Here is a 13,273-nt window from a genome sequence, read left to right as displayed (position 1 = left end):
TAACTGTTACAGAAATTCGAAAGATAGTATAGATGAAAAAAATCGATAAGGGGGAAATGAAGATGCCAAAAGAGCCGAAAGGGCAGTCTCATTATATCTATGACGACCAGGGACACAGCCAGGTAAGTGCACAAATCATGGATTCGTACAACAGCGGTGTCATCGATCAGGAAAATGGAAGAGTCGACACTTACAGCAGCGAAGAGGAAACAAAATAAAACATTGAAAAAAGTGCAGGGCGCTGTCCTGCACTTTCTCGTTATTGCCTTCCTTTTCGCAGCTGAAGACAAATGTAAAGGGAAGCGGTGGCTATAAATGAAACAAAACCTGGAGAAGCATTTTCAGGCAGGAGGCTGTAAGAGATGATCCCGAAAGCCATGCTGATGATTGCCTGCTTATTGACAAAACCAGGCTCCCGCAGGACCAGCAGATCTGCCTCAGTCAGCTTCCGCCTTTTTATGAAAAGAAAATCTGCTGCAATAACCGCAGAAATGGGAATGACAAAGGTGCCGAGCAGAGAGATGTATTTCTGCGCTGATTCAACGATATCAGGAAAGCAGCTCAGAATGACCGCAGCGAGCCCGAACAGGCATGCACTCTTTATCCTGCCGAGCCCCTGGAATGTATTCAGCAGACTGAATCCGCCTGTATAGGCGTTGTTCAGGTTGATGGAAATCATCGACATCATGGCACAGGCGAAAATCAGCACCAGTACGGAAACAGAAGATGTGAGGGTGCTTGCCGACACAAATGGATTCAGCTCTCCCAGGAGGCTTGCAGACAATGCCCCTAAAACGGCTGTGATGGCAAAGCCGGCTGTGTTCCCGGAAAAAAGCCCCCAGAAAGCGCCGCGTTCAGACTTCGCGTACCTTGCCATATCAGAAGAAGCACTTAATCCTGAAACGTATTGGACAAAAGCCAGGCTTGAATAGAACAGGAATGAAGAAAACTCCCAGCTGCCATGGGTTAAGATTGTGCTGTGATCAGTCTGATTCGCTTTTTGGATCAGCAGGACAAACAGTGCAGCCTGGCCGATCAGCAGAAATGGCATAAAATAGCGGGTTGCTTTTTTCACCGCATCAAAGCCGACAAGCGCTAATATGGCCATGATCAGGGCCAGGCAGACCGACACTGCCAGAAAAGGCAGCCTGACAGAAAAAAGCCTGCTGCCCAGCTCGGTCAGTACAGCAGTTCCGCCGATCGTCTGGACAGCAAACCAGTATAATGAGGTCAAAGTACGGATCGGAGACGAAATATATCTTGCCGCCCCTGTGCCAAGCATGCTTCTGATCGCATATTGGGCAGGCAGCCCGTAGCGGGATCCGGGCAGCGTCAAGAAGGACACAAACAGAAAGGCGAAAGCCGCCCCGATCATGGTGGATGCTGCGGCAGCATAAAAAGAAAGGCCCCCTGAAATCACGGCAAGTGCAGGGACAAGGAAATTCCCCGAATTTACCGAAAAGGCCATCTGCAGAATCATGAAATCATACCAGGGTGTCTGTTTAAGATGGGAGGGAACGGCCTCCAGCCCAAGCTGCTCAATTTTACCCCGGCTGTCTTTTTGTATGTTGGCAGTTGACGCCATACTTGCATCAGCTCTCTTTCTAAATACATTTTACAATAATCGGTGGAACTGAAGGATATTTTTTTGTCCCGGGCATGGAAAGCAGTCATCTTAACCGAATAACTCAGCATTTTAACAAAGAGCGTATCATCACGGCAATGTAAGGGTTTGCAGGCGATAAAAAAATTTTACTTTCTTCTTTTCCTATAAAGGTGTTATAGTAGTATCGGTTCTATCCTATTTACTATATTTTGCAGGAGGTATGCAGCATGCGTATCGGAATACCCAGAGAGATAAAAAACAATGAAAATCGTGTCGCAATGACACCGGCTGGCGTTGTCAATTTGCTGAACTTTGGTCATGAAGTATTTATTGAAACCCAGGCTGGCATGGGATCCGGTTTCACTGATGAAGATTATACAGCTGCTGGCGCGAAAATTTTAAACAGTGCAGAGGAAGCATGGTCCATGGAAATGGTCATGAAGGTAAAAGAGCCCCTGCCTAGTGAATATGCTTATTTCCGTGAAGGCCTGATTTTATTTACATACTTGCATTTAGCTCCAGAGCCGGAGCTGACGAAGGCTCTGATTGATCATAAAGTGGTTGGGATCGCTTATGAAACGGTCCAGCTTGCCAATCATGCATTGCCTCTCTTGACCCCAATGAGCGAGGTTGCCGGAAGGATGGCTTCCCAGATCGGGGCGCAGTTCCTGGAGAAGGTCCATGGCGGCAAAGGGATCCTGTTATCCGGTGTGCCTGGCGTGCAGCGCGGAAAAGTAACAATCATCGGCGGCGGTGTAGCCGGTACGAATGCAGCTAAAATGGCAGTAGGACTTGGTGCAAAGGTGACAATCATCGACCTGAGCCCGGAACGCCTGCGCCAGCTTGATGATATCTTCGGCAATGATGTGACAACATTGATGTCCAATCCTTATAATATTGCAGAAGCGGTCAAAGATTCTGATCTAGTGATCGGTGCCGTTCTCATTCCGGGAGCAAAAGCGCCAAAGCTTGTGACAGAAGAAATGATCATGAGCATGAACCCAGGCTCAGTCGTGGTTGATATTGCGATCGACCAGGGAGGGATTTTTGAGACAACTGACAGAATCACTACCCATGACAACCCGACTTACGAAAAACACGGTGTAGTCCATTACGCGGTTGCCAATATGCCTGGCGCCGTGCCGCGCACTTCAACGATTGCCCTGACGAACGTGACTGTGCCGTATGCAGTCCAGATCGCCAATAAAGGGTATAAGCAGGCTTGCGCTGATAATGAAGCTCTGCTGAAGGGAATCAATACTCTTAACGGCTATGTTACGTATAAAGCTGTAGCCGAGGCACATGGCCTTGACTATTCTGATACAGCGACGCTGCTTGAGCAGCAGTAAATAGAAAAGATCCGGAGCCGCTGCTCCGGATCTTTTTCCTTCAATCAGACAAATTGAAGTTCCTTCGGGAATTTCGTTAAAATCTCAACACCGTTTTCTGTTACGGCCAGATCATCCTCTATCCGGACGCCTGCCACACCAGGAACATAAATGCCAGGCTCAATGGTAAATACCATGCCTTTCTCAAGCTGAAGGGAGTTGGCTGAAGTCAACGAAGGATACTCATGTACACTTACTCCGAGACCATGGCCGAGGCGGTGAGGGAAGTATTCCCCGTAGCCGGCCTCTGCAATGATATTCCTTGCCGTCATATCTATTTCAGAGCAGGCAGCCCCCGGCTTTGATGCGTCCACGGCGGCCAGCTGCGCTTTAAGGACTGTATCATATATTTCTCTCTGCTTCTCGCTGATCTCACCGTATGCGACAGTGCGGGTGATGTCTGAGCAGTAGCCGTCGACTACGACACCTAAATCAAAAAGGACAAGATCGCCTTTCTTGATTTTGGTCATTCCCGGTGTCCCGTGGGGGGAAGCGCCGTTTGCGCCGGTCAGGACCATCGTGGAGAAGGACATTTCATTGATGCCCTTTTTCTTCAAGGCATACTCGACCGCAGCGAGGACATCCATCTCGGTCTTTCCTTCCTTAATTTCTTCACAGCCAGTCTGGATGGCAAAGTCGGCCAGGGCGCATGCTTCACGGATGATTTTCAGCTCCTTGTCATCCTTCACCATCCTGAGCTTTCTCAGCTTTTCTTCTGCAGGAACGAATGCCGCGCTGGAGAATAAAGCAGAAATTGCTTCATAACGCTCTACATTCATATGTTCTTTTTCAACTGCAGCCCTGCTGACTTTTTGATTTCTTTTCTGGATGGCCGAAGAGATGAATTCCCATGGATTATCCGTATCGCTGTAGCCGATGATTTCATAATTCCATCCGGCATTCTTAGCATCATTTTTTTCCATCCCGGGGCAGACAAGGAAAGGCTCTTCATCCTGGAAAACGCCAAGGCCAAGGAGGCGTTCATGCGGATCGCTTAGGAACCCGCTTAAGTAAAAGACATTATCGGGAGAAGTGATAAAGCTGAAGTCAATATCCTCTTCCTTCATCCATTGTGATAACTTGCTGATTCTGCTGTCCATGCAAAAACCTCCTAAATCGTATGTAAGTGCAATTTGCTTCATGTTAATTGTAAACTTTTAATTGTGAATTAGAAAGGGTATAGGACTATATCAGGGAGGAAATCCTGTATTTTTGTTGAACATTGAATTACATAAGAGTTTGAAGGGAGAAGATAGCGATGAAGGTTTCATACCATGGGCATGCTGTCGTAAAAATTGAAACAAAAGGCAAAGTGATTTTATTCGATCCATTCATCACAGGGAATGAACTGACAGACCTGAAGGCAGAGGACGTCAAACCGGATGTCATCATCCTGACACACGGCCACAGCGACCATCTTGGGGATACAGTGGAATTGGCAAGGAAGAATGATTCTCTTGTTATTGCAAATGCCGAGCTTGCTGCTTATCTTGGCTGGCAGGGCATCAGGACGCATGCGATGAGCATCGGAGGCGCTTATGAGTTCGACTTTGGAAAGGTAAAGCTCACACCTGCCATTCATGGCACCGGGCTGATGACAGAAAATAAAGAGATTATCTATCTTGGCATGCCGGCCGGCGTCCTTTTCACGGCTGAGGGAAAAACGGTTTATCATGCAGGAGATACGGCATTATTTTCAGATATGAAGCTGATCGGCGAGCGCCATCCGATTGATGTTGCATTCCTGCCGATTGGCGATAACTTCACAATGGGGCCTGAAGATGCCGCATATGCAGCTGAGCTGCTGAAGGCAGGGGTGACAGTACCGATCCATTTTAATACTTTCCCCCCGATCAAACAGGATCCGCAGAAATTTATTGAAATGCTTCCTTCAGGCAAAGGCAAGGTGCTTGAAGCAGGGGAGTCCATCGAACTATAAGTGCAGCTGCGGCTGCACTTCTTTTTTTCTGCAGCCGCCCCCTCCTTATCTAAAGGTCTTTTTCAGGCATGTCCGCATAGATATAAAATAGAAAAAGGAGGAGTTGCAATGAAAAACAATCGGTATTTACTGTGTATCCTGCTGTGCGGGATGATGCTGTACTATGCGGTCCCCAAGCTGTCGATTGAAAGCCCGGGGGCGGAAGGCATCTTTGCCGGGGCCTGGCTGCTGCTGGCCCTGTTTGTGGTGGCCGGCAATCTATCCGGCCTGCTGTTTTCGCAGGCCAAAGCGAAGGCAAGGCTTTCTGCGGGAGCAGCAGCCAGAAGGAAAAAGAGGCCGGCCAGGAGCTTCAGCAAATAACCTGAGGGCTCCTGTCCTGCGGATATGTGTTATAACATCAATCGTAAATTGAATCGGCCGGGAATTCACCTTATAATAAAATAAGAAAAATTTACAAGACGAACAGCAATTTTAAATAAAGGGTGAAGGTTTTGGCTACTAAGCATGAACAAATTCTGCAATATATAGATGAGCTTCCGATCGGCGAGAAAATATCTGTCAGGCAGATAGCAAAGGCCTTGTCGGTCAGTGAGGGAACGGCTTACCGTGCAATCAAGGATGCTGAAAATAAAGGATATGTTAGCACGATTGAAAGAGTCGGCACCATCAGGATCGAAAGGAAGAAAAAAGAGAATATTGAAAAGCTGACATTCGCTGAAGTGGTCAACATTGTAGATGGGACTGTCCTTGGAGGCCGCGACGGCCTCCATAAAACCCTTAATAAATTCGTGATCGGCGCCATGAAGCTGGAAGCCATGATGCGCTATACAGGCGCCGGGAACCTGCTGATCATAGGAAACAGGACACGCGCCCATGAGCTTGCACTTAAAGCAGAGGCGGCGGTCCTGATTACAGGCGGATTCGATACGGATGATGAGGTCAAAAAGCTGGCAGATGACCTTCAGCTGCCGATCATCTCGACTAGCTATGATACGTTTACTGTTGCCACGATGATCAACAGGGCCATCTATGATCAGCTGATCAAAAAAGAGATTGTCATGGTAGAGGATATTTTGACCCCACTGCAGGAAACGGTGTTCCTTTATTCCTCTGAAACTGTTTCAGAATGGCATGGCCGCAACAGGGAAACCCTTCACAGCCGCTTCCCTGTCGTGGATCAGAATATGAAAATACAGGGCATGATCACTTCAAAGGATATAATGGGACATGCTCCGGAATCAGCTATCGATAAGCTGATGACCAAAAGCCCGATGACTGTAAACGGGAAGACAAGTGTAGCATCAGCCGCCCATATGATGGTCTGGGAAGGCATCGAGGTTCTTCCAGTTGCCGATGAAGCCAATCGGCTCCAGGGGATCATCAGCAGGCAGGATGTACTCAAGGCGCTGCAGATGATCCAGAGGCAGCCGCAGGTGGGAGAGACAATTGATGATACTGTAACAAGCCAGCTGGTCCTGTCGCGCGGAAAGGCGAGGGGAGAAGATGTATACCGCTGCGAGGTCAGCCCCCAGATGACCAATCCCCTCGGCACAATCTCTTACGGCGTGTTCACAACCATTGTCACCGAAGCAGCCAACAGAGTCCTGAGAAGCTATAAAAAAGGGGATCTTGTTGTTGAGAATATGACTATCTACTTCCTGAAGCCTGTCCAGATCGACAGCGTACTCGAAATCGTTCCAAAAATACTTGAAGCCGGTCGCAAATTCGGCAAAGTAGACGTCGAAGTTTTCAGTGAAGGCATTCTCGTAGGAAAAGCCATGATGATGTGCCAGCTCATTGACCGGCATTAAGAAATGCAGAAAAGCTTTGCTATATTAAAGAACGCAGGCTAAGAACGCCACGTCCTGTGGCAACGCCTGCATGACCCACATCCTGTGGGCCCAGCATAAGACAAGAAGGGTGGAAGGTTGTTCTTTAACCTTCTGGCCTGATTAGCTTATGACTCGAGGGGCTAGCGCCCGGAACTGGACTGTTTTCCAAGACCGAAGAGGAATAACTATAAATGATAAAAGCGGAGGCGGCTTGCCCATTAGGCAGCTTCCGCATCTTGAACCAAGCCATAAATAAAAGCCGCTTCCATAAGGAACGGCTTTTTGAAAAAGGCTTTAATTTTGCTGTTTGCGGAGATCTTCTGCTTCCTTAGCGGCATAAGGAAGATAATGCTGGTAGGCTTTAAAACCTGCCCAGACATTGATTCCGCCGAGAATAATAAAGACGGCAGCGACAATATAGGTGACAGTTGTGCTGTAAAGGAAAAGCTGGTTGATGCCGAATAAGGCGACAAACAGTCCCAGCGCGATGCTTGACTTGGCAGACAGCCACTTTTTTTCCGCAGGCCTCCGGCTTCTCACAGTCTTTATTTTATAGAATACATAGAATGCAATGGAAATAACAATCAGTATGACTAAAACAGGCATTTGAATTCCTCCGGGCATCATTCTCTTGGGATTAATATAAGTGTCAGCCTGATTATGAGCCGGCACCTATATTATTTTAACGATAATCAGGAGGAAAAGCCATAAAAAGAGCAGGCCGTTTCTTTTTCTTTTGATTCTTTTATGCTAATAATTAGATATTCTTTCTAAAAGGAGACCACAATGAAATCAAAAATTCTTGATGAAATAAAAAAATATGATACCATCATCATCCACCGCCATGTAAGGCCTGATCCTGATGCATACGGCTCCCAGGGCGGGCTGGCGGAAATCATTAAAACATCTTTCCCGGAAAAAACGGTATATACGGTCGGGAAGGAGGAAGAGTCGCTGAACTTTATGAGGCGGCTTGACAGCATCCCGGATGAAGCCTATAAAGGGGCTTTGGTCATTGTGTGCGACACAGCCAATCAGGAGCGGGTCTGTGACCAGCGATATACGATGGGCGATAAGCTCATTAAAATCGACCATCACCCGAACGAAGATCCTTATGGCGACATTATGTGGGTTGAAACCGATGCCAGCTCTGTCAGTGAAATGATCTATGAGTTCTACCTGGAGGGGAAGGATGCAGGATTAAAGATGTCTGATGAGGCAGCCAGGCTGATATACGGGGGAATTGTCGGGGATACGGGACGATTCCTGTTTCCGAGCACAACGGAAAAAACCTTTGAAATTGCTGGTGAATTGATCCGCTATAATTTTTCACGGACAGATCTTTACGACAAAATGTATGAGCTGAAGCCGAATGTCGTCAAACTGAACGGATATGTTCTGCAGAATTTCGAGGTTCTTGCCAACGGCGCAGCATCTGTGACAATCAGCAGGGAGCTTCAGGAGCAATATGGACTTAAGGCTTCAGATGCATCCCTTCTTGTAGGGGTACTTGGCAATGTCCAGGGAATCAAAGCATGGGTATTCTTTATCGAGGAAGAAGATCAGATCAGGGTCTGCCTCCGTTCAAAGGGGCCGGTCATCAATGGCCTGGCCAAGAAGTATAAAGGCGGGGGACATCCCCTGGCAGCAGGAGCTTCCATCCATTCATGGGAAGAAAAGAAGGATGTTATCAAAGATTTGGAGGAAATCTGCCTGTAACAGGCTGAAAGGGCGCCGGTATAATGGGCGCCCTTTCCTTAGTCTTCAAAAGATATCTTCAAGGAAATCGTCAATGTTGTAAAAATGACCATTTCACTTACTTCCAGGCGGTATCTTTTATCATTGATGCGGAATGTCCGGTTTTCAATGACCTTCCTGATCAGTCCTGTGCTTTTCGATACGCTTTCCATATCCTTTGCCACCAGAATTCTTATATCCTCCTTGACGCTGTCCTCGACCTGAAGCACACTCAATGTATCAAGCTTATATTTATCGGCGTTGGTTATTTTTACTTTTATGTCCTGTACAGTCATCTGTTTAAGGCTTTTCTTATTCTGTTCCTTGAAGCTCTCCTGCCAGAGCTTGATATCATTTCTTAGCCCTGCAATTGTTTCTTCCTGTTTTTCTATCTTAAAACTGTAGTCCTCCTGCCATACGCCAAAAATGAACAAAAAGATGAACCAGCTGACGGCGCCGCCAATGGCCATGCCGGCAAACAGCTGCTGCCATGCCGGCTTCCTGTAATAAGGAGGGATCCTCATGATATATGCTCCTGTGTGAGCCAGCTGATGATCAGTGCCCCCGTTTGTGCTCCGCCCAGCGCGGAAAGAATGAGCATGAACTGTTTGAAAATATCTTTTGTCTCTCCCTGGAACAGCCCTCTTTCAAAGCTGTATACAGCATCGAAAGTGCCCCCGATCGCGGCGACGATCGCCCAGATCCTGATCATATTGGAGAGGCGGAACACCTCAGTCAGAGGCGGCTTGCCGGTCAGGAAAGCTGCAAGCCCCCCGATAATCGATCCGCCAATCAAAACACCCAGTGCAATAAAATAGCTTTCCATCATTGAAGCAAAAAATGGCTGGTGTTTCATAGTGTAATCCTTCCTTATCGAGATAGTCGCTCGTTTAAAAGATTCATAAATTTCCCCTATTCCATCTTATGGACAAACTTCAGCTATTATGTTCAGGATCAGGAAAGTTTGGAGGGATTTTTAAGGCAGATGAGCAAGGCTTTTCCGCATTTCGTATTGTCCAGCTCCAGCGGCTAGAGACTCGAGTCATAAGCCAATCAGGCCAGAAGGTTAAAGAACAACCTTCCGTCCTGCTCGTCTTATGCTTGTCGTCTCTGGGCAAGCCGCTTCCGCATTTCTTATTTTCTTTTTGGAAACGGACGTTCTATAATTGATATTATAAAAGTTTCTTTCTAGTGCGGGGCCGGCGGGAGAGGTTGAAGACCCCTGCCAGGCTTTGTGCCCGGAACGACGGATTAAGGGTGTGAGTTAATGTCATTTATTCACCTTCATGTATATAGTGCATACAGCCTGCTGACAAGTACGGTTTCGGTTGAACAGCTTGTTGCGCGGGCAAAGCAGAAAGGCTTCAGCGCCATTGCCTTGACAGACCGGAATGTAATGTATGGTACGGTTCAGTTTTACAAGGAATGTCTCAAGCATTCTATTAAACCGATCATCGGCCTTTGTGCAGATATTGAATCCGCGGGAGGGGAAAAGGGGCCGAGCCCTTTAGTGCTCCTGGCCCAAAACCAGGACGGCTTCCAGAACCTCCTGAAAATATCGAGCACTCTTCAAACGAAAGCGGACGGGGGGATCCCGGTAAAATGGCTGAAGCATTATTCCTCAGGGCTTATTGCCCTTACACCGGGCCTGGAAGGAGAAATCGAACAGTATATTGCCGGCGGTGAAGAAGAGAAGGCGCTTGAAGCCATTCGCCTCTATACAGAGATTTTCGGAAAAGACCGGTTTTATCTGGCCTATCAGGATCATGGCCTTCCGGAAGAAAAGAAGATAAACAGAAAGCTGAAGGAATTGTCTGTAAACCATGGCTTTCAGACCGCTGCGGCAAACCAGGTGTTTTATGCCGAAAAAGAAGATGCTTTTGCCCAGGAATGCCTTCTGGCCATTAAAAATGGCGATAAACTCCAGGACGAAAACCGCTTCCGTCTTCAAAGCGATGAATATTATCTTAAGACAGCAGAAGAAATGTCAGAGGTTTTTACAGAAAGCACTGAAGCACTGGAGAACACCATTAAAATTATGGAGCAGTGCAATGTCATGCTGGAGCTTGATAAGAAGCATCTGCCAAAATACCCTGTCCCGGAGGGGGATGCGGATACACTGCTGGAAGAGCTGTGCTGGAAGGGATTTGCGGAGCGCTATCCCGAGGCTTCGGAAGTCCATCGCCAACGCCTTCTATATGAGTTAGGCATCATTAAAAAAATGAAGTTCAGCGATTATTTTCTGATTGTCTGGGATTTCATCAAATTCTCCAGAGAAAACGGCATCCTAACTGGCCCCGGCCGGGGATCTGCGGCCGGATCCATGGTGTCTTACGTCCTTTATATAACCGATGCTGACCCAATTGAGCATGAGCTCCTGTTTGAGCGCTTTCTTAATCCGGAGCGGATATCCATGCCAGATATTGATATAGACTTTCCGGACCATAGAAGGGATGAGGTCATCAGATACGTCGCAAAAAAATACGGAGAGCTCCATGTGGCCCAGATTATCACTTTCGGCACGCTGGCAGCCAAAGCGGCAATGCGGGATACCGGAAGGGTATTCGGCCTGAATGCAAAAGAGCTTGAGCAGGTTTCTCGCCTGATCCCGTCCCGACCAGGCACAAACCTGAAAACAGCCTACAAAGAATCAGAACAGCTGCGGGCGTTTACGGCTGAATCCAGCCTGAATAAGAGGTTATTTGAAACAGCGCTGAAAATCGAAGGGCTTCCAAGGCATACATCCACACACGCTGCAGGTGTGGTTATCAGCGAATTTCCCCTTGTTAATGTGGTTCCAATCCAGCAGGGCCATGAAGGAGTCTATTTGACGCAATACTCAATGGAGCATCTGGAGGCTGCCGGCCTTTTAAAAATGGACTTCCTGGGGCTGCGCAATCTTTCCCTTATTGAAACGATTTTATCCTCCATTCAGCGGAAAACAGGAAAGAAACCTGATATAAAAAAGATCCCCCTGGATGATGAAAAGACATACCGGCTTCTTAGCTCCGGGGAGACGACAGGTGTCTTCCAGCTTGAATCTGATGGGATGCGGAATGTACTCAAGAAGCTGAAGCCGACCCGCTTTGAAGATATTGTGGCGGTCAATGCACTATACAGGCCGGGACCGATGGAGAATATCCCATCCTTCATTAACAGGAAGCATGGGAAAGAGCCGATTTCTTACCCGCATCCGGATTTGAAGCCGTATTTAGAAAAAACTTACGGAGTCATTGTCTACCAGGAGCAAATCATGCAGATTGCTTCCAAGATGGCCGGCTTCTCTTTGGGAGAAGCAGATTTGCTGAGAAGGGCTGTGAGTAAAAAGCAGAAGGATGTGCTGGACCGGGAGAGGGCCCATTTTGCATCAGGTGCTGTGAGCAGCGGCTATGACGAGAAAACAGCTCAGGAAGTTTACGACCTGATTGTGCGCTTTGCAAATTACGGCTTTAACAGAAGCCACGCTGTCGCCTACAGCTTTATCGCTTACCAGCTTGCCTATTTAAAAGCTAATTATCCTTTGAACTTTATGGCTGCACTCCTTTCACAGGCTTCAGGCAATGAAGATAAGCTTGCCCAGTATATCCGTGAGCTGAAGCATCTGGGGCTCACGCTTCTTCCGCCATCAATCAATTCGAGCGGCTATTCCTTCCAGGCAGAAAGCGGCGGCATCCGCTACAGCCTTGCAGCAGTGAAAGGGATAGGCGCCTCTGTCCTGAAGGATGTCTTTCACGCCCGAAGGCAGAAGCGTTTTGAGGATTTGTTTGATTTTTGCATCAGGGTACCTGCAAAATCAGCCACACGAAAAATTCTGGAGGCATTTGTGCATTCCGGCAGCTTCGACGAATTCGGGGAGGACCGCGCTGTTTTGCTTGCCACTCTGGATATAGCGATTGAGCATGCAGAACTGGTTAAGCCGGATGAGTCCGGCCAGGAGGATTTCTTCTCTGAAGATGAATTTTCCATCAAGCCGAAGTACGCGGAAAATGACCCCATCCGCATTGAAGATAAGCTTCAGTATGAAAAAGAGTATCTCGGACTTTATCTGTCAGACCATCCTGTTTCCGTTTATGCTGCCAGTTTTGCCTCCCTCGGTGTCACACAGCTGGCAGATATGGAACCTGGCAGCCGGAATATAAGAACTGCCGCTTATCTTTCAGAAGTAAAAAAAATCAGGACGAAGAAGGGAGAGGCCATGGCTTTCCTGTCCCTGAATGACCAGAGCGGAGAAATGGAGGCAGTTGTATTCCCTGCGGTATATAAAAGGGATTCTGCACTTCTGAAGCAGGGAGCTATCCTTCTCTTGGAAGGCAAAGCCGAGGAGCGGGATGGAAAGAGGCAGTTTATTGTGAACCGTGCCGCAGATATGGGACAGGCAGCTGCAGAAGCAGGCAAGCATGAGAGGACCTTATATTTGAAGGTCCCTGAAGATATAGAAACACCTGAAGGCCTGAAGGAGCTCAAAGCTATCCTGGGGAGGAATCCTGGATCAGTTCCGGTCGTCCTTCATTATGCAGGATCTCAAAAGACGATCCGCCTGGCAGAAGGAAACGGAGCAGATGCCACAGAAAAGCTGCTCAAAGATCTGGGCAGCGTGCTAGGCACTGAAAATGTAATTATAAAATAGTGGGATTCTTGCCTGTTTCAGGCAGGAATTTTGCTTCTTCCGGCAGAAAGGTTACAGCAGCAAGTCGTCCTGAAATTAGGCAGAAACGGACGAAAATACGTCATTTGGACCGGTTGTTTTGTCTTTACATCAAATCAGGATATG

General features: G+C 47.7%; 12 protein-coding genes. 7 read left to right on the top strand and 5 right to left on the bottom strand.

The features are described from left to right. Positions 1-32 precede the first annotated feature (32 nt). Complete coding sequence (locus N288_RS18300; protein WP_009791720.1) at positions 33-218, top strand: hypothetical protein; 186 nt, start codon at positions 33-35, stop codon at positions 216-218. A 41-nt stretch (positions 219-259) separates the two neighbouring features. Here N288_RS18300 and N288_RS18295 read toward each other — a convergent pair whose 3' ends face one another. Then, the gene (locus N288_RS18295; RefSeq protein ID WP_009791721.1) at positions 260-1,585 is read right to left on the bottom strand and encodes a purine-cytosine permease family protein; all 1,326 of its coding nucleotides are present in this window, start codon (positions 1,583-1,585) and stop codon (positions 260-262) included. 248 nt (positions 1,586-1,833) lie between these two features. Here N288_RS18295 and ald point away from each other — a divergent pair, with 248 nt between their 5' ends. Further along, entirely contained in the window at positions 1,834-2,955 is a 1,122-nt protein-coding gene (gene ald / locus N288_RS18290; protein ID WP_022544272.1) for an alanine dehydrogenase, read from the top strand. A 44-nt stretch (positions 2,956-2,999) separates the two neighbouring features. Here ald and N288_RS18285 read toward each other — a convergent pair whose 3' ends face one another. Further along, positions 3,000-4,094 carry a M24 family metallopeptidase gene (locus tag N288_RS18285; RefSeq protein ID WP_009795445.1) on the bottom strand — a complete coding sequence of 365 codons (1,095 nt, stop codon included), beginning with the start codon at positions 4,092-4,094 and terminating at the stop codon, positions 3,000-3,002. Between the two features lie 158 nt (positions 4,095-4,252). On the opposite strand from N288_RS18285, the gene N288_RS18280 reads away from it, so the two are divergent. From N288_RS18280 to N288_RS18270, 3 genes are all read left to right on the top strand, one after another. Next, positions 4,253-4,933 carry a metal-dependent hydrolase gene (locus N288_RS18280; RefSeq protein WP_009795444.1) on the top strand — a complete coding sequence of 227 codons (681 nt, stop codon included), beginning with the start codon at positions 4,253-4,255 and terminating at the stop codon, positions 4,931-4,933. 108 nt (positions 4,934-5,041) lie between these two features. Further along, positions 5,042-5,293 (top strand): hypothetical protein, encoded by a 252-nt coding sequence (locus tag N288_RS18275; RefSeq protein ID WP_022544271.1) that lies wholly within the window; start codon positions 5,042-5,044, stop codon positions 5,291-5,293. A gap of 131 nt (positions 5,294-5,424) precedes the next feature. Beyond that, positions 5,425-6,744 carry a CBS domain-containing protein gene (locus tag N288_RS18270; protein WP_009791760.1) on the top strand — a complete coding sequence of 440 codons (1,320 nt, stop codon included), beginning with the start codon at positions 5,425-5,427 and terminating at the stop codon, positions 6,742-6,744. A gap of 315 nt (positions 6,745-7,059) precedes the next feature. Here the strand turns inward: N288_RS18270 and N288_RS18265 are convergent, their stop codons facing one another. Then, entirely contained in the window at positions 7,060-7,371 is a 312-nt protein-coding gene (locus tag N288_RS18265) for a YtpI family protein (RefSeq protein ID WP_022544270.1), read from the bottom strand. A gap of 180 nt (positions 7,372-7,551) precedes the next feature. Between N288_RS18265 and N288_RS18260 the strand changes: the two genes are divergently transcribed. Next, positions 7,552-8,484, top strand: coding sequence for a DHH family phosphoesterase (locus tag N288_RS18260; protein WP_009791341.1), 933 nt, complete (start codon positions 7,552-7,554; stop codon positions 8,482-8,484). Positions 8,485-8,522: 38 nt separating this feature from the next. Here N288_RS18260 and ytrI read toward each other — a convergent pair whose 3' ends face one another. Both ytrI and N288_RS18250 read right to left on the bottom strand, forming a co-directional pair. Then, entirely contained in the window at positions 8,523-9,026 is a 504-nt protein-coding gene (gene ytrI / locus N288_RS18255; protein ID WP_009791342.1) for a sporulation membrane protein YtrI, read from the bottom strand. Then, positions 9,023-9,358: a YtrH family sporulation protein gene (locus N288_RS18250; protein ID WP_009791343.1), complete on the bottom strand. Its 336-nt coding sequence runs from the start codon at positions 9,356-9,358 to the stop codon at positions 9,023-9,025. Before N288_RS18250 ends, ytrI begins: the two co-directional genes overlap by 4 nt. Before the next feature lie 411 nt (positions 9,359-9,769). Between N288_RS18250 and dnaE the strand changes: the two genes are divergently transcribed. Next, positions 9,770-13,129 (top strand): DNA polymerase III subunit alpha, encoded by a 3,360-nt coding sequence (gene dnaE, locus N288_RS18245; RefSeq protein ID WP_009791345.1) that lies wholly within the window; start codon positions 9,770-9,772, stop codon positions 13,127-13,129. Positions 13,130-13,273 lie beyond the last annotated feature (144 nt).

The sequence above is a fragment of the Bacillus infantis NRRL B-14911 genome, from assembly GCF_000473245.1.
Classification (GTDB): Bacteria; Bacillota; Bacilli; order Bacillales; family Cytobacillaceae; genus Bacillus_AB; species Bacillus_AB infantis.
This window is presented reverse-complemented; position numbering and strand designations above follow the sequence as displayed.